The 25,662-nt window shown below is 66.7% G+C and carries 23 protein-coding genes; 6 read left to right on the top strand and 17 right to left on the bottom strand.

Annotated elements, in window-relative coordinates:
• Nucleotides 1-2 precede the first annotated feature (2 nt).
• Together ACN4E0_RS11450 and ACN4E0_RS11445 are read left to right on the top strand one after the other, a co-directional pair.
• Nucleotides 3-1,073, top strand: a complete 1,071-nt coding sequence (locus tag ACN4E0_RS11450; RefSeq protein ID WP_419567950.1) for an acyl-CoA dehydrogenase family protein — start codon at nt 3-5, stop codon at nt 1,071-1,073.
• Entirely contained in the window at nt 1,070-2,371 is a 1,302-nt protein-coding gene (locus ACN4E0_RS11445) for an MFS transporter (protein ID WP_419567948.1), read from the top strand. The genes ACN4E0_RS11450 and ACN4E0_RS11445 overlap by 4 nt, the downstream gene beginning before the upstream one ends.
• On the opposite strand, the gene ACN4E0_RS11440 is transcribed toward ACN4E0_RS11445, so the two are convergent.
• Nucleotides 2,363-3,589, bottom strand: coding sequence for a TetR/AcrR family transcriptional regulator (locus ACN4E0_RS11440; protein ID WP_419567946.1), 1,227 nt, complete (start codon nt 3,587-3,589; stop codon nt 2,363-2,365). The genes ACN4E0_RS11445 and ACN4E0_RS11440 overlap by 9 nt on opposite strands.
• Nucleotides 3,586-5,322, bottom strand: coding sequence for a class I adenylate-forming enzyme family protein (locus ACN4E0_RS11435; RefSeq protein ID WP_419567944.1), 1,737 nt, complete (start codon nt 5,320-5,322; stop codon nt 3,586-3,588). Before ACN4E0_RS11435 ends, ACN4E0_RS11440 begins: the two co-directional genes overlap by 4 nt.
• Before the next feature lie 179 nt (nt 5,323-5,501).
• Between ACN4E0_RS11435 and ACN4E0_RS11430 the strand changes: the two genes are divergently transcribed.
• The 3 genes from ACN4E0_RS11430 to ACN4E0_RS11420 all read left to right on the top strand — a co-directional run bounded on the left by ACN4E0_RS11430 (nt 5,502) and on the right by ACN4E0_RS11420 (nt 11,720).
• On the top strand, nt 5,502-6,737 hold the full coding sequence (locus tag ACN4E0_RS11430) for a serine hydrolase domain-containing protein (RefSeq protein WP_419567942.1): 1,236 nt from the start codon (nt 5,502-5,504) through the stop codon (nt 6,735-6,737).
• 9 nt (nt 6,738-6,746) lie between these two features.
• Nucleotides 6,747-8,783, top strand: coding sequence for a 3-hydroxyacyl-CoA dehydrogenase NAD-binding domain-containing protein (locus ACN4E0_RS11425; protein ID WP_419567940.1), 2,037 nt, complete (start codon nt 6,747-6,749; stop codon nt 8,781-8,783).
• Nucleotides 8,784-8,942: 159 nt separating this feature from the next.
• Nucleotides 8,943-11,720, top strand: coding sequence for a TonB-dependent receptor (locus tag ACN4E0_RS11420; protein ID WP_419567938.1), 2,778 nt, complete (start codon nt 8,943-8,945; stop codon nt 11,718-11,720).
• Nucleotides 11,721-11,889: 169 nt separating this feature from the next.
• Here the strand turns inward: ACN4E0_RS11420 and ACN4E0_RS11415 are convergent, their stop codons facing one another.
• Genes ACN4E0_RS11415 through ACN4E0_RS11400 form a run of 4 tightly spaced genes read right to left on the bottom strand, consistent with a single transcriptional unit; the run spans nt 11,890 to nt 16,157 of the window.
• Nucleotides 11,890-13,299, bottom strand: coding sequence for an efflux transporter outer membrane subunit (locus tag ACN4E0_RS11415; RefSeq protein WP_419567937.1), 1,410 nt, complete (start codon nt 13,297-13,299; stop codon nt 11,890-11,892).
• Nucleotides 13,296-14,279, bottom strand: a complete 984-nt coding sequence (locus ACN4E0_RS11410) for an efflux RND transporter periplasmic adaptor subunit (RefSeq protein WP_419567935.1) — start codon at nt 14,277-14,279, stop codon at nt 13,296-13,298. The genes ACN4E0_RS11415 and ACN4E0_RS11410 overlap by 4 nt, the downstream gene beginning before the upstream one ends.
• Nucleotide 14,280: 1 nt before the next feature.
• The gene (locus ACN4E0_RS11405) at nt 14,281-15,024 is read right to left on the bottom strand and encodes an ABC transporter ATP-binding protein (protein WP_419567933.1); all 744 of its coding nucleotides are present in this window, start codon (nt 15,022-15,024) and stop codon (nt 14,281-14,283) included.
• Entirely contained in the window at nt 15,024-16,157 is a 1,134-nt protein-coding gene (locus ACN4E0_RS11400; RefSeq protein WP_419567931.1) for an ABC transporter permease, read from the bottom strand. The genes ACN4E0_RS11405 and ACN4E0_RS11400 overlap by 1 nt, the downstream gene beginning before the upstream one ends.
• Before the next feature lie 71 nt (nt 16,158-16,228).
• Here ACN4E0_RS11400 and ACN4E0_RS11395 point away from each other — a divergent pair, with 71 nt between their 5' ends.
• Nucleotides 16,229-16,855, top strand: a complete 627-nt coding sequence (locus ACN4E0_RS11395) for a TetR/AcrR family transcriptional regulator (protein ID WP_419567929.1) — start codon at nt 16,229-16,231, stop codon at nt 16,853-16,855.
• 7 nt (nt 16,856-16,862) lie between these two features.
• Here the strand turns inward: ACN4E0_RS11395 and ACN4E0_RS11390 are convergent, their stop codons facing one another.
• The 11 genes from ACN4E0_RS11390 to ACN4E0_RS11340 are packed head-to-tail and all read right to left on the bottom strand — an operon-like array spanning nt 16,863 to nt 25,585.
• Nucleotides 16,863-17,696, bottom strand: coding sequence for a flagellar motor protein MotB (locus ACN4E0_RS11390; RefSeq protein WP_419567927.1), 834 nt, complete (start codon nt 17,694-17,696; stop codon nt 16,863-16,865).
• A 1-nt stretch (nt 17,697) separates the two neighbouring features.
• A complete protein-coding gene (gene motA, locus ACN4E0_RS11385) occupies nt 17,698-18,561 on the bottom strand; it encodes a flagellar motor stator protein MotA (protein ID WP_419567925.1) in 864 nt (287 codons plus the stop codon).
• Between the two features lie 30 nt (nt 18,562-18,591).
• Nucleotides 18,592-19,503 carry a flagellar biosynthesis protein FlgL gene (locus ACN4E0_RS11380; RefSeq protein WP_419567923.1) on the bottom strand — a complete coding sequence of 304 codons (912 nt, stop codon included), beginning with the start codon at nt 19,501-19,503 and terminating at the stop codon, nt 18,592-18,594.
• The gene (gene flgK, locus ACN4E0_RS11375; protein WP_419567921.1) at nt 19,500-20,840 is read right to left on the bottom strand and encodes a flagellar hook-associated protein FlgK; all 1,341 of its coding nucleotides are present in this window, start codon (nt 20,838-20,840) and stop codon (nt 19,500-19,502) included. Before flgK ends, ACN4E0_RS11380 begins: the two co-directional genes overlap by 4 nt.
• Nucleotides 20,840-21,145 (bottom strand): rod-binding protein, encoded by a 306-nt coding sequence (locus ACN4E0_RS11370; protein ID WP_370033414.1) that lies wholly within the window; start codon nt 21,143-21,145, stop codon nt 20,840-20,842. Before ACN4E0_RS11370 ends, flgK begins: the two co-directional genes overlap by 1 nt.
• Nucleotides 21,142-22,239, bottom strand: a complete 1,098-nt coding sequence (locus ACN4E0_RS11365; RefSeq protein WP_419567919.1) for a flagellar basal body P-ring protein FlgI — start codon at nt 22,237-22,239, stop codon at nt 21,142-21,144. The genes ACN4E0_RS11370 and ACN4E0_RS11365 overlap by 4 nt, the downstream gene beginning before the upstream one ends.
• 11 nt (nt 22,240-22,250) lie before the next feature.
• Nucleotides 22,251-22,904: a flagellar basal body L-ring protein FlgH gene (locus tag ACN4E0_RS11360; protein WP_419567917.1), complete on the bottom strand. Its 654-nt coding sequence runs from the start codon at nt 22,902-22,904 to the stop codon at nt 22,251-22,253.
• Between the two features lie 11 nt (nt 22,905-22,915).
• The gene (gene flgG / locus ACN4E0_RS11355) at nt 22,916-23,704 is read right to left on the bottom strand and encodes a flagellar basal-body rod protein FlgG (protein ID WP_419567915.1); all 789 of its coding nucleotides are present in this window, start codon (nt 23,702-23,704) and stop codon (nt 22,916-22,918) included.
• A 21-nt stretch (nt 23,705-23,725) separates the two neighbouring features.
• The gene (locus tag ACN4E0_RS11350) at nt 23,726-24,466 is read right to left on the bottom strand and encodes a flagellar basal body rod protein FlgF (protein WP_419567913.1); all 741 of its coding nucleotides are present in this window, start codon (nt 24,464-24,466) and stop codon (nt 23,726-23,728) included.
• Between the two features lie 5 nt (nt 24,467-24,471).
• Nucleotides 24,472-25,284, bottom strand: coding sequence for a flagellar hook-basal body complex protein (locus ACN4E0_RS11345; RefSeq protein ID WP_419567911.1), 813 nt, complete (start codon nt 25,282-25,284; stop codon nt 24,472-24,474).
• A 16-nt stretch (nt 25,285-25,300) separates the two neighbouring features.
• Complete coding sequence (locus tag ACN4E0_RS11340; RefSeq protein WP_419567909.1) at nt 25,301-25,585, bottom strand: flagellar hook assembly protein FlgD; 285 nt, start codon at nt 25,583-25,585, stop codon at nt 25,301-25,303.
• Between the last annotated feature and the right edge of the window lie 77 nt (nt 25,586-25,662).

Genomic DNA, 25,662 nt, shown 5'->3' with positions numbered 1-25,662 from the left:
ACATGGCAGTTCTCAACGAAGAACAGGAAATGTTGCGCGACATGGCGCGCGAATGGGCGACCAATGAAAGCCCCGTCACCGAATTCCGGAAGGTCCGTGCGACCGGCGAGCCGCAGGCCTACGACACCTCCGCCTATGCCACGATGGCCGAAATGGGGTGGGCCGGGGTGATCGTGCCCGAAGAGCACGGCGGTTCGGATTTCGGCTTCATGTCGGCCGGCCTCGTCGTCGAGGAACTCGGCAAGACGCTGACCGCGAGCCCGCTGGTCGCCACCACGATCGCGGCAAGCGCGATCATCCTCGGCGGCAGCGACGAGCAGAAGGCCAAATGGCTGCCCAGGCTGGCGAGCGGCGAGACCGTCGCCACGCTGGCGGTCGACGAAGGCGCGCATCATGATCCGTCGGCGATCGAGACCAGCGTGTCGGGCGGCAAGCTGACCGGCAAGAAGGCTTTCGTCCACGAGGCGCATGGCGCGGCCCTGTTCGTGGTCGCGGCCAAGGACGGGCTCTATCTGGTCGAAAAGGGCGACGGCGTCACGCTCACCACGCGCAAGCTGACCGATCAGCGCAGCCATGCCGACCTCGCCTTCGACGGCGCTGCCGCGGACAAGCTGGCCGGCGGCGGCGACGGCCTGCTCGACGATGTGCTCGACCGCGCGCGGGTGCTGACGGCTGCCGAAATGCTCGGCATGGCGCAGCAGGTTTTCGACACCACGCTCGACTATCTGAAGCAGCGCGTGCAGTTCAACCAGGTGCTCGCCACCTTCCAGGCGCTGCAGCACCGCATGGCCGACCTCTTCGCCGACCTCGCGCAGATGCGCAGCGCGGTCGAGGCGGGACTGCAGGCGGTCGACGGCGGCTTCGGCGTCGCCCGCGCCGCGACCATCGCCAAGGCGGAAGCCAACCGCGTGCTGCACACGATCTCCAACCAGGGCATCCAGCTGCACGGCGGGATCGGCATGACCGACGAATACGACGTCGGCTTCTACCTCAAGCGCGCCCGCGTGCTCGAGGCTGCCTGGGGCTCGTCGGGCTATCTCAAGGACCGTTTCGCCAAGCTCGGCAACTATTGAGCGAAGCGCTCGCCTCTTCGGGCGAGGATAATGCGGCGCCCCCGGACGGCGATGTCTGGGGGCGCCATCGCGCCTTCATGGAGGCGAACCTCCGGCGCAATTACGCGACCAATCTGACGCACGGCGTCTTCGGCATGACCGGCTTCCGCCTGATCTATGCCCCGACGATCATCCCCGCCTATCTCTACCTGCTGACCGGCAGCGCCGCCGCGGTCGGCCTCGGCACTGCGCTGCTGCAGCTGGGCGGAACGGTCTCGCCCATATTGTCGGGCGCGCAGGTCGAGAGCCGCAAGCGGATCCTGCCCTATGCGATCGCGGTCGGGTCGATGATGCGGGTGATGGTGCTCGCGCTGGCGATCGCCGCCTGGACGCTCGAGGGCACCGCATTGCTGGTCGTCACCCTCGCCAGCTTCCTCCTGCTCGGCTTCTTCAGCGGGGCGCAGCGCGTCGCCTTCCAGATGCTGATGGCCAAGCTCATTCCGATCGACCGGCGCGGGCGGCTGCAAGGCATCCGCAACATGGCCGGCGGGCTGATCGCCGCCGGGCTCGCCTGGGTCGCGGGACATTACTTTATCGAGCAGAAGTGGCTCGGCAACGGCTATGCGACGACCTTCCTGCTCGCCTTCCTGCTGACCTCGGTCGGCCTGTTCGTGCTGCGGCTGGGCATCCGCGAGCCCGACGCGCCGCGGCTGCGCCCGGTACTGCCGCTGCGCGAGCGGATCGGGCAGTTCGGCGAATTGCTCCAGCACCGCGATTTTCGCGCCTTCCTCATCGCCCACGGCCTCGCCGCGATCGCGCGCGTCGGCCTGCCCTTCTGGACGCTCTATGTCGGCGACCGGCTGGGTCTCGACGGCGCGCTGATCGGCTCCCTCAGCCTCGCCTTCCTTGCCGCCGACACATTGTCCAACCTCGTCTGGGGCTCGCTCGGCGACCGGATGGGCTTCCGCGCGGTCTATCTCGGCGCGCTGGCCAGCAGCCTTGCGGGCATGCTGTTGCTCGTGTTCGGCGACGGCTGGCTGCTCTACGCGAGCTTCGCCTTCCTCGGCTTCGGCTTCTCGGGCTGGATGATGGCGGCGATTTCGCTGGTGCTCGAATTCGGGGAGCACGAGGACATCCCGATGCGCCTCGCGCTGACCACCACGGTCGAGGGCGGCGTGTCCTCGATCGGGCCGGTACTGGTGGGACTGAGCATCGCAGCGCTGGGTTACGCCCCGCTGATCGTCGCCGCCTTCGTCTCGCTGATCGCGAGCCTCGCGCTGATGGTCTGGCGCGTGCGCGAACCGCGCGCGTCAGCCTGACGGCGCGAGCAGCCCTTCGGACATGGCCGAGAGATAGGTCCGGATGGCCTCGCCCGGGGGATCGAAGCGCGCCGCCCAGTGCCGCGCCTCATAGGCCGAATTGACCGTCGACATGATCACCTGCCCGGCAACCAGCGGGTCGATCGCACGGACCGAACCGTCGGCGATCCCGTCGATCAGCATGCCGGCAAACCGCCGGGCGAGCCGGTTCGAACGGGTCACCACATCGGCCTTGTGCTCGGCATCGAGCGCCTGCAGCGCGGTGGTACGCAACAGCGGCGTCGGATCGAAGAACTGCAAATCGACCAGTTCGGCGAGCACGCTCGACAGGCGGGTCCAGTAATCGGTCCCGATATCGCGCCCGGCGATCTGTGCCGAGGACAGGCGGTCGTAGCTCTGCTGGAAACAGGCCAGCACAAGGTCGTCCTTCGCCTGGTGGTGGTGGTAGAAGCTGCCCTTGGTGACGTTGAGGCTCTCGGCGATCCGATTGACCGAGGCGCCGCGATAGCCGAGCTGGTTGATCATCACCGTCGCGGCGCGCAGGAAGGCCTCGTTCTGCCCCGGTTCGTCGGCATCGCGCGTGCGCCAGTTGCCGATCAGCTCCTGCGGTTCGAAGGCGCCCCGCCGGGACGGCAGGCCGTTGGCGAGAATATCGAACAGGCGCTCCTCGATACGGCCGAAATCGAGCACCGAATAGCGCAGCGACCACACCGGCCACCACATCATCGCCTCGAGCAGGATGTGCGCACGGGCGGAAAACAGCGCGCGCCGGGCATTGCTGTGCCATTCGCCGAAGAAGCGGCGGACGATGTCGACCACGCGCAGATAATGCGCCATCAGGGGCTCCTGCACTTCGGGTTCGAGCGTGCGGATTTCCGACAGGGCGGTGGTGAGGCCGCGCTCGCCGGCGCGGATGCGCTTGCGCAAGGCGACATGCGCGGCGATGAAATGGCGCAGCCGCGCGGCCGGATCGGGCTGTTCCAGCGCCTCCTGCGCCATCGCCTCCATCAGCGTGAGCGTCTGGTCGTAAACCGCCACGACCAGCTGTTCCTTGCGCGGGAAGTAATAGGTCACGCTGGTCGCATTGAGCCCGATCGCCCTCGCCACCTCGGCCAGCGTGGTCGCCTGCACCCCGACCTCGTTGATCAGCACCGAAGCGGCGTGGACGATCTCTTCGCGTTTCTCGCCGAACTTGCGGGTGGCGGCGGGCCGGTTCACGCGAAAAAGGCCCCGAGATCCTTCTTGAGGATCTTGCCGTTGGCGTTGCGCGGCAGCGTATCCTCCACGAAGGCCACGCGCACGGGCACCTTGAACTTGGCCAGCCGCTCCGCGACCCAGGCGCGCAGTTCCTCCTCGCTCGCCGACATGCCCGGAGCGAGGTGGACCACCGCCGCGGGCTCTTCGCCCAGCGTCTTGTGCGGAATGCCGACCAGCGCGGCGTCGGTCACCGCCGGGTGGTCGTAGAGGACGTTCTCGACTTCGGAGGAATAGATGTTCTCGCCGCCACGGATGATCATGTCCTTCGCCCGGTCGGCGATGTAGCAGAACCCTTCCTCGTCGAGGCGGGCAAGGTCGCCCGTCCGCACCCAGCCCTCGACGAAGGTCTCGGCAGTCGCCTCGGGGCGGTTCCAATAGCCTTTCACCACCATCGGACCGCGCGCCCAGAGCTCGCCGACTTCGCCGACGGGCAGCTCGGTTGTCCCGTCTTCCGACATGATCTTCACGTCCGCGGCGGCGACCGGCGGACCGCAGCTATCTGGACGGTTGAGGTAATCCTCGCTGGAATGGCTGGTGACGGTGGCCATCGTCTCGGTCATGCCCCAGCCGTTGCCGGGCAGCGCGCCGAACACCTGGTATATCTTCCGCACCAGTTCGGGCGCCGAGGGCGCGCCGCCATAGGCGATCGCTTCCAGGCTGGAGAGGTCGTGGTTCTCCCGCTCGGGATGTTCGATCAGCTGCCAGGCGATGGTCGGTACGCCGCCGGTCATATTGACCTTCTCGCGCTCGATCAGCTCGAACGCCTGCACCGGGTCCCATTTGTGCATGAACACCATGGTGTGGCCGGCGACGAGATAGCCCATCAACCCCGCCGAACAGGCAGTGACGTGGAACAGGGGGATGACGGTCAGGCCGACCTTCTGAACGGGCTCGGGCGGCTGCTCGCCCCGGCGCAGCGCAGCGCAGGACGCACTGTATCCGCTGGACAGAATATTGGTGCACAGATTGCGGTGGGTACCGAGCGCGCCCTTGGGCTGGCCGGTAGTCCCGCTGGTGTAGAAAATCGTCGCCTCGTCGTCGGGGGCGATCTCCACTTCGGGCAGTTCGGCGTCCGGCAACCCGTCATAGTCGTTGGGCTTGCCGATGATCGATTCCAGCCGCTCGGCGCCCTCGGGATCGCCTTCGGAGCGCGAGACGAACACGGTTTCGAGGTCGGGGAATTCCGCGCGGTGCCCGGTGATACGGTCCCAGCGCTCGTCGTCGCAGACCAGCAGTTTCGCGCCCGAATTGGCCAGGCCGAAGGCCAGTTCCTGCCCCGTCCACCAGGCGTTGAGCGGGACGCAGATTGCCCCGATCGACACCGCGGCGAAGAAGGCGACCGGCCATTCGGGCAGATTGCGCATGGCCAGCGCCACCCGGTCGCCCTTCTCCACCCCGCGCGCACGAAATTCGGCGGCCAGCCGGGCGACTGCGCGAAACCACGCGCCGTAACTGACGCGTTCTTCCTCGTAGATCGTGAAGAGACGGTTTCCATGCGCGCGGCCGGCCATAGCGACGAGGCGCAGGTTCGCCGGGGCGTTCTTCCACACCCGCGTCGGCACGCCGCCGATCTCCACCGTTTCCATCTCGAAGCGGGCGCCCGGGGCGCACAAACGCTCGCGGCATTCCTCGCGCGTCATGGCGGGCCAGCCTTCGGGCGGCACGAATCCGATCGCGCGCGCAAGCTCGCTCATTGCAATCCCCTCATCCATCGCCTCTTGCTGGGCGAGTCTCTCTCCGGGCGTCTGTCTAACCCTGCTTCGGCTTTTCACGCAAGCTGCGTTTGAAGCTGAGGTATGAGGGTGGCAAGAAGCGATGAAATCGCTATTCCTGCAAAACCGAAGCATAGGTATGCAGAGGCGAGGAGAGAGGAATGTTCGAGCTGGCAGAGGCCGGAACGCTGGGATTCAGCGAAGATCGGCTTGGGCGAATCGCCCCCTTCCTTGCCCAGACCTACATCGACAGTGGCCGCTTGCCCAATGCCCAGCTGGTGGTCGCACGCGACGGCCAGCCGGTCCATTACACGCGGCTCGGCAGCATGGGCGACGACCGGCGCGAGCTGCGCGACGACGCGCTGTTCCGCATCGCCAGCATGACCAAGCCGGTGACCTCGGTCGCATTCATGCAGCTGGTCGAACAGTGCAAGGTCGCGCTGGAAGAACCGGTGACCAAGGTCTTTCCCGAATTCGCCGACCTCAGGATCTATGCCGGCGGCGGCGGCTCGATCCCCTTCGCACCGGGCAAGCCCGCGCATCCGATGCGCTTCGTCGACCTGCTCACGCACATGTCGGGCCTCACCTACGGGCTGCAGAACCGCAACAACATCGATGCGGTCTATCGCGAGCACAATTTCGACTTCGCCCGCGACCATCTGGACAGCGACGAATTCATCGCCAAGCTGGCAAAGCTCCCGCTCGAATTCGCGCCCGGCGAAGGCTGGAACTACTCGGTTTCGACCGATGTCCTCGGCGTAGCGGTCGAGCGGATCAGCGGGATGCGTCTGGGCGACTATTTCGAGAAGCACATCTTCGCGCCGCTGGGCATGACCGACACCGGTTTCGGCGTCGCCGAGGAACAGAGCGAGCGGCTGGTCGATGCCTATGCCTATCGCCCGGGCCAGGCGCCGCGGATGATCAACGCCGGCGCCACCAGCAAGCTCAATCAGCCAGGCACCTTCGACAGCGGCGGCGGCGGGCTCATCGGAACGATTGCCGACTACCACCGCTTCGCGACCATGCTGCTCAACGGCGGCGAGCTCGACGGCGCGCGCATCCTCAGCCCCAAGACCATGCGGCTGATGCGCACCAACCATTTGCCGAACGATGCCGACCTCACCGAGATGTCGAGCAGCCTGTTCTCCGAAGCCAACAACGCCGGGACCGGCTTCGGGCTCGGCTTCGCCACGGTGATCGATCCGGCGAAGACGCTGATGCCGTCGAGCCCGGGCGAGTTCTATTGGGGCGGCGCCTATTCGACTGCCTTCTTCGTCGATCCCGTCGAACGCATCACCATGGTCTTCATGACGCAGGTCTATCCCTCGTCGGCCTATCCCATCCGGCGCCAGCTGAAGACGCTGATCTATTCCGCCCTCACCGAAACCTACGCCTGAGGAAAACCCATGACCTCCCCCATCCGCACCGAACGCCACGACAACGTCCTCGTCGTCATTTCCGACAACCCGCCGGTCAATGCGCTCGGCCAGGCCGTCCGCGCCGGGCTCAAGAACGCGATCGAGCAGGCGCTGGCGGACGATACGATCGAAGCGGTGGTGATCCGCTGCGACGGGCAGACCTTCTTCGCCGGTGCCGACATCACCGAATTCGGCAAGCCACCCGTCGGTCCCAACCTGCCCGAAACGCTCGACGCGATGGAGGCGAGCGACAAGCCGGTGGTCGCCGCGATCCACGGCACCGCGCTGGGCGGCGGCTGCGAGGTCGCGCTCGCCTGCCACTACCGCGTCGCCGTGCCCTCGGCCAAGCTCGGCCTGCCCGAGGTCAAGCTCGGGCTGATCCCGGGCGCAGCGGGCACGCAGCGCCTGCCGCGCCTCGTCGGGGCCGAAGCCGCCCTGCCCCTGGTCGTCGGCGGCAATCCGATCCCGGCCAGGAAGGCCGAGGCGATCGGCCTGGTCGATGCGCTGGTCGGCGAGGACAGCCTCGAGGCCGACGCCATCGCCTTCGCCCGGTCGAAGATCGGCCAGCCGGTCCCGCGCGCCTCGGAGGGCAAGGCGAACGAGGACGGCGTGCGCGATCCCGACCTGTTCGACCGCTTCCGCGCATCGCAGGCCCGCCGCATCCGCGGCTTCGATGCGCCCAATGCGGCGATCGAGGCGGTCAAGGCGGCGGGCGAGCTGTCCTATGCCGATGGCGTGAAGAAGGAGCGCGAGCTGTTCATGAAGCTGATGGGCGGCACCCAGAGCGCCGCCATGCGCCACTATTTCTTCGCCGAGCGTGCCGCCAACAAGATCGACGATGTGCCCAGGGATACGCCGCTGATCCCGGTCAAGAAAGTCGGCGTGATCGGCGCCGGCACTATGGGCGGCGGTATCTCAATGAACTTCCTGTCCGCCGGGATCCCGGTGACCATTCTCGAGATGCAGCAGGACGCGCTCGATCGCGGCACCGGCGTCATGCGCAAGAATTACGAGAACACCGCCAAGAAGGGCCGCATGACCGAGGAGCAGGTCGAACAGGCCATGGGCCTGCTCACCCCGACGCTGTCCTATGACGACCTCGCCGATTGCGACCTCGTGATCGAGGCTGTCTATGAGAACATGGACGTCAAGAAGGAGGTCTTCGCCAAGCTCGACGAGGTGGTGAAGCAGGGCGCGATCCTCGCTTCGAACACCAGCTATCTCGACGTGGACGAGATAGCCACCGCAACCAGGCGGCCCGGCTATGTGGTCGGCATGCACTTCTTCTCGCCCGCCAATGTGATGAAGCTGCTCGAGGTCGTGCGCGGCAAGGAAACGCGCGACGACGTGCTCGCCACGGTGATGAAGCTGTCCAAGAAAATCGGCAAGGTCGCGGCCGTGTCGGGCGTCTGTCCCGGCTTCATCGGCAATCGCATGCTGTCCAAGCGGCAGGAACAGGCGAATGCGCTGATCATGGAAGGGGCGAATTATTGGGAGGTCGACGAGGTGCTGCTCGACTTCGGCTTTCCCATGGGCCCGTTCCAGATGGGCGACCTGGCCGGGATCGACATTGGTTGGCACCGCGACCCGACCAAGGTCGCCACGATCCGCGAAGCCCTCTGCGCGGTCGGCCGCTTCGGCCAGAAGGCGGGCAAGGGCTTCTACGACTATGATGCCGCGCGTCAACGCACGCCGTCGGACGAGGTGAAGCAGATCATCGCCGATTTTGCCGCCGGGGAGGGGAAGCAACAGCGCGACATCTCCAAGGACGAGATTCGCGAGCGCCTGCTCTACCCGATGGTCAACGAAGGCGCGAAAATCCTGGAGGAGGGTATGGCGCAGCGCGCCAGCGACATCGATGTCGTCTGGATCAACGGCTATGGCTGGCCGCTCTATACCGGCGGGCCGATGTTCTGGGCCCAGACGGTGGGGCTCGACACGGTGGTCGTCGGTCTCGGGAAGTACGGCCTTCCGGTCAGCAATTATCTGCGGGGCAAGGCCGAGGGCAGCGGAAAGTTCGACTAGGGGAAGCCACAATCTGCGACATTTTTGAAACGCCGGTACGCAAATCGGTCGGCTGAGGAAGTCGTTTGTCTGGCTGCGCTTGACTTGCGCGAGGCAGGCGGCTTGTGACGCATGTAAATGGGCCCGGCATGAGCCGGCGCCGGGATGAGAGGAGAAACTATGAGAAAGTTCGGTCTACGCCATCAGTGCGCCTTCGGTGCACTCGCTATCTCGCTTGCCATCGCGCCCGCAGCGGCCCAGGCGCAGGATACGACTGGTGCAGATGCCGAGGAAGCCCAATCGGTGGACAGCACCGATGTGGACACCGGCAACGTCATCATCGTTCGCGCCCAGGGCCGCGAACAGGCCCTGGCCGACGTGCCCGTCGCCATCTCGGCCGTCTCCGGCGAGATGCTCGAGAAATCGGGTGTCTCCGACATTCGCGACCTGACCCAGGTTGCCCCCTCTCTGCTGGTCTCCTCGACCGGTAACGAAGCCAATGGCTCGGCGCGTATTCGTGGCATTGGTACGGTCGGCGACAACCCCGGCCTCGAAAGCTCGGTCGCGGTCTTCGTCGATGGCGTCTATCGCTCGCGCTCGGGCAATGCGCTGTCTGAACTCGGCCCGCTCGACCGCGTCGAGATTCTCCGCGGCCCGCAGGGCACGCTCGGCGGCCGCAACTCTTCGGCCGGCCTGATCAACATATATACCGCCCCGCCCGAGTTCGAATTCTCGGGCTATGGCGCCTTCACCTACGGCAATTACGACGCGATCAAGGTCGAAGGCGGCGTCAACGCTCCGCTCGGCGAGACGATCGCGGCGCGTGTCGATGGCGTCTATTTCAAGCGCGACGGCTTCTACAACGACGTGGTCAACAACGTGAAGGTCAACGACCGCGACCGGTACCTCGTCCGCGCGCAGCTGCTGTTCGAACCGACGAGCGACCTCAGCTTCCGCCTGGTCGGCGACTATTCGAAGAAGGACGAGGCCTGCTGCGCCGCCACCTTCGTGCAGCCCGACTTCGCCCCGTTGGCTCGCGTATCGCCCGGACTCGATCCGTTTGCCCGCCCCAATGGCGGCCCGGGGCTGACCAGCACGAGCAATCCGATCGTCCCGATCCTGCTCGGCCTCGGCCAGGATCCACGCGCACTGACGCAGTCGACCTTCGACCGCGACATCTACGTCACCCCCGGCCGCACCTATGCCGGCGAGACCGAGGACTGGGGTATCTCGGGCGAACTCAACTGGGACTTCGGCAATGTCACGCTGACCTCGATCACCGGCTATCGCCAGTATTCGAACAACCAGGCCTCGGACACCGACTACACGCAGGTCGACATCCTCTATCGTGCACCGGGCGAGAATGCCGGCGCGCGCGAGTTCAAGACCTTCACGCAGGAGCTGCGCCTCAACGGTACGGCCTTCGATGACCGGCTCGACTGGCTCGTCGGCGCCTATTACGCCAACGAGAAGCTCCAGACCCGCGACAACCTGCGCTTCGGCAACGATTACGGCACTTTCGCCAACTGCCGCATCGCACTGGCGATCAATCCGGCGCTGGCCAATCCGTCGGCGGACAACTGCCTCGGTGCCAATGTCGCAGCACTCGACGGGACGCTGACCGGCACGCCGGCCTTCGGCGCGGCAACCCCGCTGATCCTTGCAGGCATCAACAACCTTGCGCAGATCCGCGATATCGGCGGCACGGGCGACGTGTACAACCAGACGAGCGAGAACTTCGCCCTCTTCACGCACAACATCGTCCACATCACCGATACCATCGATCTGACGCTCGGCCTTCGTTACACCAACGAAACGAAGGATTTCGATGCCAGCTTCGGCAACGACAACGTGTATTGTCCGGCGAACCGCACGCTGCTCTCGCCGCTGCTGGTTCCCTCGGTCGATACCGATGGCGACGGTACTCCCGACCTTGCGCCGCTGGCCGGCCTTGCGGGTGGCCTCATCGCGCTGTCGTGCCAGGGCAATTCGACCTCCGAGCTGGATGGTGTCTCGATCGCCGACACGCGCGACGAGGACGAGTTCACCGGTACGGCGGTGCTGAGCTGGAAGCCCAATCCCGACTGGCTGGTCTACGGCTCCTACTCGAAGGGCTACAAGGCCGGCGGTTTCAACCTCGACCGCTCGGCGCTGGCAAACCCGCTGGCGCTCAATCCGGCCAATCTCGACACGGCGAACCTCCAGTTCGACGCGGAAACCGTCAATGCCTATGAAATCGGCGTCAAATACTCCGCGCGCAAATGGGGCTTCAGCGTCGCCGCCTTCCGCCAGGAGTTCAGCAACTTCCAGCTGAATACGTTCAACGGCTCGGTCTTCCTGGTCCAGAACGTCAATGGCTGCGATACCGACCTCGGCGGGGCCGATCGCGACGGCAGTGCCGCCACCGGCGCCTGTGCCACCGACAACGTCGCTCCGGGCGTCGTTGCGCAGGGTTTCGAATTCGAAACCTCGCTCAGCCCGATCCGCGACCTGACGGTGACCATGGGGATCACCTATTCGGACACCAGCTACGAGAGCAATCTCGTCGGCCGGGACGACGGCTCGCCGCTCGATCCCGCGCTGCGCCTGCTGCCGGGAGACAATCTGTCGAATGCACCCGAGCTGGCGGCAACCGCCTCGCTCAGCTGGACCCCGCCGATCGGCAATTCGGGTCTGTCGGGCCTGTTCTTCGTCAACGCCCGTACCACCGGCGACTACAACACCGGTTCCGACCTACTCTACGGCAAGGAACAGGACGGCTACACGATCGTGAACGGCCGTATCGGGATCACCGGACCGGACCGTCGCTGGGGTGTCGAGCTGTGGGCGAACAACCTGTTCGACGTCGACTATACCCAGGTCGCGTTCAACACGCCGTTCGTGGCGCCGCAACAGACCTACTCGGCGTTCCTCGCCGAACCGCGGACTTACGGCGTCACGGTTCGCGCCGGCTTCTGACCGCGCGTCGCGCACAAGTGACGAAGGGGCCCGGCATCGATGATGCCGGGCCCTTTTTCTTGCCGTTCGCCGTGCTCGCGGCGGATACCGCCCTTCCCTCTCCGGTCGGCAATGCCGCGAGCAATCGCCATTAGGGGTCGACGGCGGGGCTACGATCGAGGCCAGAAGCTCAGGGAAGCTCGCTCCCGCCCAGTGCCTGCCACAACAGCACGCGCGCCCGCCGTGCCCGTCCCAAGGCGGCCGCGGCGCGCTCGCCGCTTGCATCGGCCGCGCGGCGCGCCTCGAGCACGGTGAGGAAGTCGGCGAGGCCGGCCTGATAGCGCGTGTTCGCCAACCGCGCGGCACGCTGGAGGTTGGCCGCCTCGCTCGCCGCCGCCGCAACTTCGGCATCGGCGGCGGAAACGAGACCATATCCCGCCTCCGCATCTCCCAGCGCCGTATAGACCGCGCCGCGATAGGCTTGAAAGCTGGCCTTCTTCTCGGCCGCCGCGCCGTCGATCTCGGCTGCGATCCGCCCGAAGTCGAGCAGCGGTCCGGCAATGCCGGCAGCGAGCGACCCGACCACAGAGTCACTGTCGAAAAGGTCGCCCAAGCCGAAGGCCAGCAGGCCGATCGCTCCCGAGAGGCTGAATGTCGGGAAGCGCCGGCGTGCCGTCGCGGCAAGCTGCGCATCGGCTGATGCCAGCGTGGCTGCGGCGGCCAATACGTCGGGGCGATTGGCGAGCAGTGCCGAAGGCAGGGCCGCGGGCGGCGCGGGGATCTCGCTATCGCCGGCGCGCTGCGCCAGCGCGGCGCGGACATCGGCACCGCCCTGCGCCGTCAGCGTCACGAGACGACCCAGCAGGCGCGTCCGTTCGCTCTCGAGCGCCGCCAGGCGGCTGCGCGAACTCGCCGCCGAACTTTCCGCACGAACCCGGTCGAACCCCGGCGCAAGGCCGGCGCGTTCGCGCACGCCCGCGAGCCGCGCCAGATCCTCCGCCGCGGCGAGATCGCTGCCGACTTCGCGTTCGCGCGCCTCGAGCGTGCGCCAGTCGATAACGCCTGCGGCGATTTCCGACAGCAGCGCGATCCGCACCGCCTGCGCCTGCGCACTCGCGGCATCGACCTTGGCCAGCGCAGCGCGCTCGCTCGCCTTGAGGCGTCCGAAAAGATCGAGGTCCCAGCGCGCGGTGAGATTGGCGGCATAGGACACGCGCTCGGTATCGAGGGCGATGCCTGCCGGCAGGTTCCCGCCGAAGGAATTGGGGTTGGTCCGCTGCCCGGTCACCGACGCATCGGCGCCGATCGACGGAAGGCGCTCGGCGCCGGCCCGGTCGGCCCCCGCGCGCGCCTGCTCGACGCGCGCCGCCGCCTCGCCCAGCGTGGGCGAGGATGCGAGCGCCCGGCGCGCCAGTGCAACGAAGGCCGGATCCTCGGTCGGCATCAGTTGGGCAAGCGACGTTTTCGCCTCGCCATCGGGCGCGAAGAGGAAGCTTTCGGGCAGCTCCGGCAGCGGCGTCGCCACCTCGGGCGGTGGGCCGGCGGTGCAGGCGGCCAGCGCCAGCGCGCTGGCGGCGGGGAGGAGCGTGCGCGCTCTCACTCTCCGTCACCCTTGGCGGGGATATAGGCATCGACCTGCTGGCCGACGCGGAACAGCCCGTTCGTCTCGGGAAGCTGGTAGATCGCCTGCAGCACCCGCACGTCGACGCGTTCCGCAGCGCTGTTTGTGAGAGAGCGCTTGGGCACCACCTGCGGCTCTGCACGGACGAAGACCGCCTCGACCTGCTTGTCCGCCGCGCCGCGCGGGCTGACCGTGGCCGGCGCGCCCAGCCTGAGCCGCGGGGCCTGTTCCTCGTCGATGTCGATCCGGACATGCAGCGGGCTCGTCTGCCCCATTTCGATGAAGGGCTGCGATCCGCCGCCGCCCATGGTGCTGACGAATTCGCCCTTGCGGATGTTCACCGCCAAGACTTCACCCGCCATCGGCGCGCGGATCGACAAGCGATCGATTTCGGTCCGTGCCGATCCGGCGCGGGCCTCGGCCGCCTGCAGCCGCGCCTGCGCCAGCCGAAGGCGTTCGCTCGCAGCACTGGCATCGCCCTCGGCGCGGATCACCTCGGCGCGGCTCACCGCGGCGGGATCCTCGACCTGGCGGTAGAGCGCGAGCTGGCGACCGGCCGTGGCGCGCGCGCTCTGCGCCTCGGAGATCGCGGCGCGGGCCTCGGCGATCGCGGCCTGCGCCTCGCGCAGTTGCGCGCGGGCGGCGCGATCGTCGAGCGCGAACAGCAACTGGCCTTCGCCGACGCGGTCGCCGGGTTGGACCATGAGGCGGGTGACGAGGCCCGAGAGCGGCGAGCCGATCTGGACCGTCTCGCTCGACGGTTCGACCACGCCGGATCCCGCCACTCGAGGCTGCGCGGCCAGATCGGAGGACGCATGCGGTGGCTCGCGCGCAGGATCGGACAGCGTGCGGTCGGGCAGGCCCGCAAGGATGAAGGCCGCCGCGCCGAGCAGGGCGACCACGGCAATCGCGGGGAGGATCTGGCGCGGGAAGCTGAGGTTTTTCCAGTCGAGGGCCATGTCAGTGTCCTTCGGGCATATCGCTGCCGTCATGGGTGATCCGACCGTCCTCGAGCACGAGGATGCGGTCGGCGAGGTCGAAGATGCGGTTGTCGTGGGTCACGATGATGCAGGCGCGGTTTTCGGCCACCGCGACCTCGCGCAGCAGGTCCATTACCCGCCGGCCGGAGGAAGCATCGAGGGCTGCGGTGGGCTCGTCGCACACCACCAGCCGCGGTTCGTGCACCAGCGCGCGGGCAATGGCGACGCGCTGCTGCTGGCCGCCGGACAGCTGGCTCGGCAGCTTGTTCGCCTGGTCGCCGATATTGAGCTTCTCGAGCATCGCCACCGCACGTTCGCGAGCCTCGGGGCGCTCCATCCCCTGTGCGATCAGCGGCACGGCGGCATTGCTGGCGGCATCGATCGAGGGGATGAGATTGTACTGCTGGAAGATGAAGCCGATGTTGGCGAGACGGAATTCGACGAGTTCGCTGTCGCCGAGCTCGTAGATGTCGGTGCCGAAGACCTTCACCTCGCCCAGCGTCGGCCAGAGGATTCCGCACATGATCGAGATCAGCGTAGTCTTGCCCGAGCCGCTCTCGCCGACAAGAAAGGTCATCTCGCCCGCGCGGATATCGAGATCGATGCCGTGGAGCACGGTGATCGTCTGCTGCCCCGCCTGGAAATCGCGCGTCACCCCGCGCGTGCAGATCGCCGCTTCGGGGTTGCAGCCGCCGATGCCGCTGGTGTCGAGCGGGGGCCCCATCAGCGGAACACCGATGCCGGTTCGGTCCGGAGGACGTTGCGCAGCGCCAGCCAGCCGGTCAGCGCCAGGATCAGCGCCACCGAAGCCAGACTTACGAGCGGGATCTGCCAGGGAATGTAGAACCCCTTGAAGGTCGGATTGCCGGAGAAGCCCCAGATGAAGAGGATCGTTCCGAGTACGCCCAAGCCGTAGCCGATCAGCCCGACCAGCCCCGCCTGCACCGTCACCATCCGGCGAATCTTGGCGTTGGTGACCCCGATCGCCTTGAGCGCACCGAACTGCTTGATGTTATCCCGGATGAACAGACTGAAAGTCAGCCCGACGATCGCCACGCCGACGATGAAGCCAAGCGCCACGGTGATCCCGAAATTGAACGGGATGCCGGTGTTCTCGATGATGAAGTCGATCCCGTCTTCGGCGAATTCGTCGCGCGTCTGTGCCTTCAGCCCCGTTTCGCGCTCGATCCGCTCGGACAGCGCCTTGGCTCGCGCGGGATCTTCGGCCCCCACCAACACGAAGGACAGGCGGTTGCGCGTACCGGGCACGTAGTTCAGCGCCTGGCTGTATTTGGTGTAGAGCACCACGGTGCTGGTGAAGCTGGGAATGGCATCGGCGATCCCGCGGATGACCGCGCGCTGATCGTTGAGTTCGAGCCGCTCGCCGATCGGCGACTGGTCGGGGAACATGCGCGTCGCACCGACATCGTCGATGATGACGCTGTCGGGCTGTTCCAGCACTTCGGTCGACCCTTCGAGCATGCGCTTGGGCAGTCCGATCAGCGTCGCATCGTCGACCCCGATGACTGCCACGCCCTCGAGATCGCCGTCACCGGTGCGCACGCTCGCCTGCGCGCGGATATGCGGCACCGCCCAGGCAACGCCTTCGACGCTGCGCACCTTGTCGAGCGCGGTCGAGGGCATGGCATAGGCGATGTCGGTGGTGCGGCTGACCGGATCCATGACCCATATATCGGCGCTTGAGACGTTGTAGACGCCGCTCGCGCCGCGCTCGATCAGATTGACGAAAATGGTCAGCTGCTGGGTGATCAGCAGCGTCGAGAAAGCAATTCCGAACACCAGCCCGTAGAACTTCTGGGCATCGCCGGTGAGCATCCTGATCGCGATCCAGAGCACGTGCGCTTGCCTTGTTCCCTCGATTCGTTCATTATTGAACGATGTAGTTCACATGAACGGAGGCGTTCATATTGTCAAGCAGCAGGCCCAAACGCAGTGGCCGTCCGGCGGACGAGGCCAAGCGCGAGGCGATCCTGGCAGCCGCGGCGGCGAGCTTTTTCGAGCACGGCTTCGCGGCCAGCTCGATCGAACAGATCGCCGCCGACGCCGGGGTTTCCAAGGTCACGATCTACAATCGCTTCGGCGACAAGCGCGCGCTGTTCACCGCCGCCGTGGAGCAGGAATGCGCGCAATTGCGCGGCAGTCTCGAAGTGCCGAAGATCGCCTCGGGCAGTCTGCGCGACCGGCTCACCGCGATCGGCGAGGCAATGGTCACCTTCCTCTCGCGCCCCCGGATGGTGCAGTTCGAACGGCGTATCGCGGCCGAAACCGAACACGAGCCGGCGGTCGGCGAAGCCTTCCTAGCTGCCGGTCCGCTGCGGATGAAGAAGGCCTTTGCTGCCCTGCTCGCGGCGATGCACGACGCGGGCGACATCGAGATCGACGATGCTGAGCTAGCCGCCGAACAATTCGCCAGCATGTGCAAGGGCATGGGCGATCTCGAGCGCCGCTTCGGGGTTCCCGACGATCCCCGGCGAAACCGCGAACGAATCGCCGGGGCAGTCGAGGTCTTCTGCCGCGCCTACGCCCGGCGCTGAGCGCGGCTTAGCGCTCGAGCGTGATCGAAATCCGGCGGTTGCGCGGATCGGAGGGATCGTTCGCGATCAGCGGTTCAGTATCGGCGACGCCTTCGATGCGGCGGAAGCGGGTGCGCGCGATGCCGTGACGGATGAGCATCTGGCGCGTCGTTTCCGCACGGCCCGCCGACAGCGACCAGTTGTTGACCCGTGCCGGATCGCGATACTGCAGCGCGTCGGTATGGCCGCGCACGGTGATCTTGCCGGCTTCAGGACCGATCGCCTCGGCGATGAGATCGAGCAGATCGCGCGCATCCGTGGTCAGGACAGTCGTCCCGAGCGAGAACATCGAAAAATCCGCGTCGTCGACGAGGTCGATCCTGATTCCGGTGGTGGTGTCGACCATGCGTACCTGGCGCATCAGGCGCTTGAGGCGCTCTTCATCGGCGATCGCCGCCGTAACCCGCCGCTCGATCTGCTTGATGCTGGCGGCGCCTTCCTTCGGTCCGCCGGTCGCATCGCGGGGAACGGTCAGCGCCTTCGTGCCCGTCTGCCCGGCCGCATGCGGGTAACTGTCGACATCGACCAGCGAGGAGCCGCCGAGCACGCCGTCCGCGCCCGCGCTCTGTTCCTTGGTCTTGACCAGCGTCGGGGTGAAATAGTCGGCGAGGCCCTTGCGCTGGTCCTCGGTCGTCGCGCCGAGCAGCCACAGCAGCAGGAAGAACGCCATCATCGCGGTGACGAAGTCGGCATAGGCGACCTTCCAGGCGCCGCCGTGATGACCCGACGCCGCGACGACCGTGACCTTCTTGACGATGATCGGAACGGGTGGCTCGTTGCGGCCCGCCGCCTTGCTGGCCATCTTATCTACCCCTGAGCGCGTCGAGCAGTTCGTTCAGCCCCGGACGAACCGTGTGGCCGAGGCCCGAGCGGGCGCTTTCGACCACCAGCGGCTGCGGGTGGCCGTAGAGCGAGGCGATGATCACCTGCTTGACCGCGTGGAAGATCTGTTCGTCCTGCTCGAGCACCTGCTTGAGGCGCCCGGCGAGCGGGCCGACGATGCCATAGGCGAGCAGCACGCCGAGAAAGGTTCCGACCAGTGCCGAACCGATCATGCCTCCGAGAATCTCGGGGGGCTTGTCGATCGAACCCATGGTCTTCACCACGCCCAGGACCGCCGCGACGATGCCCAGCGCGGGCAGCGCGTCGGCGAGCGACTGGAGCGTGTGCTGCGGCTCGTGGAGCTCGTGGAAATGCGTCTTCATCGCATTGTCCATCACTTCCTCGACCGCATGCGTCTCGAGCGTGCCCGACGACACCACCAGCAGCGTCAGCGTGTCGCAGATCAGGCCGATCAGGGGCTCGTTCTTGAGCAGGTTGGGATAGGCGCTGAAGATCGTCGAATCCTGCGGATTCTCGACGTGGCTTTCCAGTGCGACGGGGCCCTCGTTCTTGAGCAGTTTCATGCACTGCGCGGTCAGCGCGATCGCATCGATATGGTCCTGCTTGGTATGCTGCGGACCCTTGAAGATGACCTTGAAGGACTTCCCGATCGCCTTGAGGCCGTCCATCGAGTTACCCGCCACCAGCGCGCCAATCGCGGCGCCGCCGATGATCAGCATTTCGTGCGGCACGGCTTCCATCACCGGCCCCAGTGCGCCACCGGTGAGGGCGAAGCCGCCGAACACCATGACGAGCAAAATGACTATTCCGATTGCGGCGAACACGATTGAATCCCCTGTATTTTCAGGCCGCGATCAGCGCAGCATCGAGAAGAGCGAAAGATTGGCAAGACGGACGAAGCTGGCCTGGCTCGCTTCGAGTACGGTGAGCGTTTCCTGCAGCCGGCTCATCGTCACGGCGATATCGGCACCGCCGACATTCGAGCGTTCATCCGCCACGCGTTCGGCATTGGCCTCGCGCCGCTCGGTCATCAGGTCGATCCAGTTGAGCCGCGCGCCGACGACGGTCTGCGCGGTGGTGACTTTCTCTAGGCCGGCGTCGAGGTCGGCCAGCGAGGCGGCGCCGGCTTCGGCCGCGCCCTGACCGCCGGCCTTGAGGACGGCAGCAAGATCGCCGAGCACGGTGAACAGGTCGGTCGAGCCATTGGCGGTGTCGAACTGGAAGACATCGGGGCCCGTCAGGCCCGGAACCACCGTCTGGCCTTCGCCGATCTCAAGCGGCGTGATCTCGGTCGTGCCCACGAACTGGATCGTGCCGCCATTGTCGGCATAGGCTGCGCCCGAGGCCTGTCCGCCAAGCAGCGAATGGCCGGCGATGTTCCGGCCATTCGCCAGCAGGACGAGGTTTTCGCGCAAGCCGGCGACTTCCGCGCCGATCGCGGCGCGCTGGTCGTCGCTGAGCGTGCTGTTGGTGGCCTGCACCGCCAGCTCGCGCACGCGCACGACCAGGTCGGCAACCGAACCGAGGGCCTGGTCGGTGAGCGAAAGATCGGCCTCGGCCAGCTGCGAATTGCGCGTATCCACGTTGGCGATCCGCTCGTTCCGGCTGAGCATGCGCAGGCGCGCCGCCGCGACCGGATCGTCCGAGGAGCGTTCGAGGCGCTCGCCCGTCCCGATCTGCTGCTGGAGCGATTCCGCCTGCGAGCGCAGGCTGCTGATCTGCCGCGTTCCGCGCTCGTAGAAGGCCCCGGTGCTGAGATTGATCATCGGCCGATCCCCAGAAGAGTGTCGAAAATGTCGCTGGCGGCCTGCATGGCCCTGCCCGAAGCCTGGAACGCCTGCTGGAAACGGATCAGATTGGCCGCCTCGGCATCGAGATCGACGCCCGACTGCTGTTCGAGCGAGACGCGCGCCGACGAGGCGATCGTCTCGAGCGCGCTCTGGGTGACGTTGCGGCCCGCAACCTTGCTCGACACGTCGAACAGCACCCCGCTCAACTGCTGGGCGGGATCGAGACCGGCCAGCGACTGGCGCAGCGCATTGAGATTGGCGTCGTCGCGGCTTCCCGCCACTGCCCCCGCGGGGGCCGTGGCCAGCCCCTTGCCGTCGGTCATCACCACGCGCAACGTGCCGGCCGTGCTGCCGGCAAAGATCGGCTGGCCCTGAGTGCCGTCGAGCGCGACGCCGGCAGCCTGGGCGTTGTTCACCACGTCGGCGAGGCCCGCGGCAATGGCATCGAGCCTGCCGCGGACCGATGCCAGTTCGGTCAGTGCAAGCGAGGCACCGGCGAGCGCGCCCGAGCCCGGCGTGACGGCCTGGCCGTTGACCGCGAAACTCATCGTTCCGTCGGCGGCAGTGGCCGAACTCAGAGTGGAAGCGGCGCCCCCCTGCACGAAGCTGCGGGCGGGGTTGCTGCCGAGCGAGACCGCGACGGTTCCGTCGCTGGCGAAAGTCGTCGAAATCGACGTGAAGCCGGCGAGCCGCTCTAGCAGCTGGTCGCGCTGGTCGAGCAGGGCCGCGCGGTCGCTGCTGCCGGTCCCGGCGCGGGTCAGGCGCAGGTTCACCCGCGCCAGTTCGCCACCGACGATATTGGCCTCCGAAACCTGCGATTCCGCTTCGAAACGCAGGCCTGCGCCGACCGAGTCGAAGCCCGAGGCGGTGATGTTGAACTTGTTGGCCAGCGTATCCGCCTCGGCGACCACGGCTGCGCGGCGCGAGGGATCGGTGGGGTCGCCGGCGAGCTGCTGGAGCACCGCTTCGAATTCGACCACGGCGGTGAAGACGCCCGACTGTTCGAGCGCGCTTTCCATGTTGCGCAGGCCCGAAAGCTCGGTATCGGCGCGCTGCAGGTCGCCCGAAGTGCGACGGACCTCGCCCTGGAGGAAGGAGTCCGCGTTGCGGCGGATCTCCGCGATCCGCGCACCCGACAGCGAGATGTCGCCGATCCGTCCGGCACCGCCCGAAGCGGAGACTTCCTCGATCCGCAGGCTGCGACGGACGTATCCGTCGCTCGACGCGTTGGCGATGTTCTGCGCCGTGACGTCGAGCGCGCCGCGTGCCGCGCGGGCACCGCTGGCGGCGATCGAGAGAAGGTCCGAAGCCATCAGCTCTCCCCCTGCGGGAGGAAGCGCGACAACTGCTGTTCGATGGCGGCGGCGAAGCCGAGCTGGCCCGACTGCGCGGTCACCTCGGCAAAGCGCGCGTCGCGCATCTCGCGGAAGGTATCCTCGCCCTCGCCGCTGAACAGGTCGTTGCCCCCGAAATCGGTGTTGCGCGCGCTGGCGAGCATCTGGCGCAGCAGGATCGCCTCGAACTGCTGCGCCGCCTGGCGCAGTTCGGTCCGTTCCGGCGAAGCCTCGCGCTCGGCAAGCGGCTTCGCGCCGGTCATGGAGATCGGAAAGGCGGTCATATGATCACGAGCTCCGCAGTGAGCGATCCGGCCTGCTTGAGACCTTCGAGGATCGCGACCAAATCGGCCGGGGTTGCACCCAGCGCGTTGAGCGCATCGACCACTTCGGCGAGCGAGGCACCGGGGCCGACGCGCGAGACGACATTGTCCTGCTGGCGAGCGGTGATCGTGCTGTCGGGCTCGACTGCGGTGCGTCCGCGCGAGAAAGGCTCGGGCTGGACCACGGTGGGGTTTTCGTCGATCCGCACCACCAGGCTGCCATGGCTGATCGCCGCGGGGGCGAGCCGCACAGCGCTGGAGATGACGATCGTGCCGGTACGGCTGTTGATCACCACCTTGGCGGCGCGTTCGGCCGGGTCGATATCGAGCATCTCGATCTGCGCCATGATCTCGGCGCGGGTGTTGGCGCCCGGCGGGAGCATCAGCGCCAGCGTCACCCCGTCCTCGACCTGCGCCATGCCCGGATAGGCGGCGTTGATCGCATCGCGGACGCGCGAAATGGTCAGGAAGTCGGCCTGGTAGAGGTTCCAGCGCAGCACTTCGGAAAAGTCGAAATTGCTGGCCACCGCCTGTTCGACGGTCGCACCGTCGGCGATCCGGCCCACGGTCGGCACATTGACGGTCAGCTTCGAGCCGTCCTTGCCCGACACGCCGAGCCCGCCGACAGCGAGGTTGCCCTGCGCCATCGCGTAGATCTGGCCGTCGGCACCATAGAGCGGGGTCATGACGAGCGCACCGCCGCGCAGCGACTTGGCCTTGCCCATGGTCGACACGGTGACGTCGATCCGCTGGCCGGGCTTGGCGAAGGCGGGCAGTTCAGCGGTGATGATCACCGCAGCCGCGTTTTTGAGCGCCGGATTGACGCCCGGCGGCAGCTGCAGGCCGAGCCGGCCCGACACGCCGCGCATGGCCTGCGTGACATAGGCGAAATTGTCGTCGCCCGAACCGTCGAGGCCGACGACGACGCCATAGCCGGTCAGCTGGTTGGAGCGGACCGACTGGAACTGGCCGAGATCGCGCACCCGCTCGGCCGCTGCCGGAACCGGCAGCGACGCGAGCAGCGCGACGAAGAGGAAGGCGAGGCGACGGATCATGATCGGCATCCTCAGAAGGGCGAGATCGCGCCGAAGAACTTGGACAGCCAGCCTTCGCGGCTCGCGCGCTGGACCGAGCCCGCGCCCGAATAGGAGATCCGCGCATCGGCGACGCGGATCGAGGGGATGCGGTTGTCCTGGTCGATGTCCGAGAGGCGGATGATGCCCGAAAGCTGGACCCATTCTTCGCCCTGGCTGAGTTGCATGACCTTTTCCCCGCGTACGAGAGCCGTCCCGTTCGGTCGAACCTCGGCAATGGTCACGGTCAGGTCCGCCCGGATCGAACTGGCCTGGGATGCATCGCCCGATCCTTTGAACGACGAACCGCCCGAAGCATTAAGGTCGCTGTCGTCGATTCCGACGAAGGCGGGGAGCGACAATCCGATGCTGCCGTCGCGCTTGGTCGACCCGCTGGTCGATTTCGAGGTCTGCGTCCGCTCGACGAGCACGATGGTGACGATGTCGCCGACCTTCGCCGCGCGATTGCCGTAATAGAGCGGCGCATAGCCCTGGCTGGCCTGGTAGATCGCGCCGTCCTGATGGCGGACCTGCGTGGCCTGCGGTGCGGGCGGGAGCGCCGCGGCAAAGCCTTCTGGCCGCGCGGAACCACCGCCGCAGGCGGCAAGGCCGAGCGCCAGGGGCAGTATGCAGAGAGCGGATTTCATCGCGACAGTCCTCACAGCGTCTGGTTGGCGTTGCGGAGCATTTCGTCGACGGCCGAGACCATCTTCGAGCTGATTTCGTAGGCGCGCTGGCATTCGATCATTTCGACCAGTTCCTCGACGATGTTGACGTTCGAGGCTTCGAGCATGCCCTGGCGGATATTGCCCCGCCCGTTCTCGCCGCCGGGTGCGAGCTCCGCCGCACCGCTGGCAGCGGTTTCGACGAGGAAGTTGTCGCCGATCGCCTGCAGGCCCGCAGGATTGGTGAAGCGCGCCACCTGGATCTGGCCCAGTTCGGTCGCTTCGGCCTCGCCCGGAACGGTTGCCGAAACGGTGCCGTCGGGCGAAACCGCAATCGACGTCGCCCCCTCGGGCACGGTGATCGCCGGCTGCACGGCATAGCCCTGCTGCGTCACCAGCTGCCCTTCGGCCGACACGGTGAAATTGCCTGCGCGGGTGTAGCCGGTGCGGCCGCCGGGCATTTCGATCTGGAAATAGCCGTCGCCGTCGAGCGCGAGATCGAAGGCATTGCCGGTGGTGTTGAGCGCACCCTGCGTCATGATCTGGCTGGTCGACTGGACCGCGACGCCGGTGCCGAGATTGAGCCCGGTGGCATAGGCGGTTTCACCTGACGAACGCTGCCCCGCGACGCGTGCATCCTGATAGGCGAGCGTGGCGAAGTTGGCGCGGTCGCGCTTGAAGCCGGTAGTGCCGACGTTGGCGAGGTTATTGGCAATGACGCGCATCCGCGCATCCTGCGCCTCGAGCCCGGTACGAGCGACCTGAAGGGCTGAAGTGGGCATGGTGGTGTTCCTTTTCCCTGATTAGCTGAGGCGCATGAGCTGCGCGCCGCTTTCGTCGACTTCGCGTGCGGTGGAGATGAGCTTGCTGCGCATCGCGAAGAGGCGCTGCGCATCGATCATCTCGACCAGGACTTCGGTGGGTTTGACGTTGGACTGTTCGAGCGCGCCGGTCTGGACCTTCGCCGCCTCGTCGGTCGGCAATACGCCCCCGCCTTCGACCCGGAAGAGGCCGTCGAGCCCCTTGCTGACCGGCGATCCCGCCCATGTCGCCAGCTTGATCCGGCCGACTTCGGCCGGTGGCTGGTCGGGCGCCGTCGGGTCGGTGATCGTCACCGTCCCGTCGGGTGCGATGCCAGGGATGCCGACCGGCGGGATGGTGATCGGACCCGTATCTCCGAGCACCGGCCGCCCGTCGCCATTGACGAGCAGGCCGGTGGCCGAAATCGACAGGTCGCCGCGGCGCGTATAGGCCTCGGTACCGTCTTCCGCCTGGACCGCCATGAGCGCATCGGTCGCGACCGCGATGTCGAGATCGCGACCGGTTTCGATGATTTCGCCCGCCGCCATATCCGCTCCGCGGACCGCGGTGGTCTGCATCGCGCGGGCCTCGTTGGGCTGGCCCTCGATGGTGACCGAGCGCTGGTCGAGCAGTTCGGCGCGGAACCCGAGCGTATTGGCATTGGCCATATTGCTCGCGATGACGCGCTGGCTGTCCATCGACGCCCGCATGCCCGAAAGAGCGGTATAGATGAGGCGGTCCATGGGGATCAGGTCCGCAGGTTGATGACGGTCTGCGAGATCTGGGTCGCGGTGTCGATCGCCTTGGCATTGGCCTGGAAGTTGCGCTGGGCGGTGATCAGCCCGACGAGTTCCTCGGCAATGTCGACGTTCGAGCGTTCGAGCGCACCCGAGAGCAGCGAACCATAGGCGCCCGAGCCGGGCGAACCGTAAGTGGCGGGACCCGAAAGACCGGTGCCTTCCCAGTTCGCCGAACCGACCTTCTTGAGCCCGGTCGGCGAGATGAAGCTGGCGAGCGCCACCGCACCGATCGGCTCGACCGAACCGTCGGCATACGACGCCTGGACGAGGCCTTCGCGGGTGATCGTCACACCGGCGAACTCGGCTCCCGCGGCGTTCTGCGCGGGGATCTGGGCGTCGGAGATGGAGTTGCCGGTGACCACGCCATTGGCATCGACCGGGAACACCTGCAGGCGGTTGCCATCGCTGTCGGCGATGTTGCCCGTCTCGGACATGGTGAACGAGCCGGCGCGGGTATAGAGCGTCTTGCCATCGACCGGCGAGCGCGTGGTGAAGAAGCCGTCGCCGGTAATCGCGAGATCGAGCGCCGAGCCCGTCTGTTCGACGGGGCCGAGGGCGAAGTTCTGCGTGATCGACGAAACCGAGGCACCGATGCCCTGGATCATGCGCGGGTTGGTCAGCGCGGAACCGGCGACGATTTCGGAGAATTCGGTACGGCTGCGCTTGAAGCCGTAGGTTTCCGAGTTCGAGATATTGTGCGCGATCACCCCGAGCGAGGTCTGCGCGTTCTTCATGCCGTTGAGCGAAGTATAGAAGGACATGGGGTGTCTCCCTGGGTCAGAGTTCGGATGCGGACTGGGTGGTTTCGATCAGCTGGTCGAGCTTGTCCGCAATCCGCTCGAGCATGGCATTGGTTTCGGAAACCCCGGCGAGCGAGGAGAACTGCGCCATCTGGGCGAGCATTTCCTTGTTATCGACGGGATCGAAGGGATCCTGTTGCTGCATCTGGACGGTCAGCAGGCGGAGAAAGTCGCCCTGCCCGAGTGCGTCCATGCCGCGGCCCGAAACGGGGCCGGTGGTGTTGGTGGCGCCGGCCACCTGGTTGGTCGTCGAAGTGATCATTTCATCCTCATCGTTTCGAGCATGAGTTGCTTGGCGGTCGACATCGCTTCGACCATGTTGCGGTACTGGCGCGAGGC

The sequence above is a fragment of the Qipengyuania sp. genome (assembly GCF_048550555.1).
Taxonomy (GTDB): domain Bacteria; phylum Pseudomonadota; class Alphaproteobacteria; order Sphingomonadales; family Sphingomonadaceae; genus Qipengyuania.
Note: the sequence above shows the minus strand (reverse complement) of the source record. Positions and strands in the feature narration are given on the sequence as shown.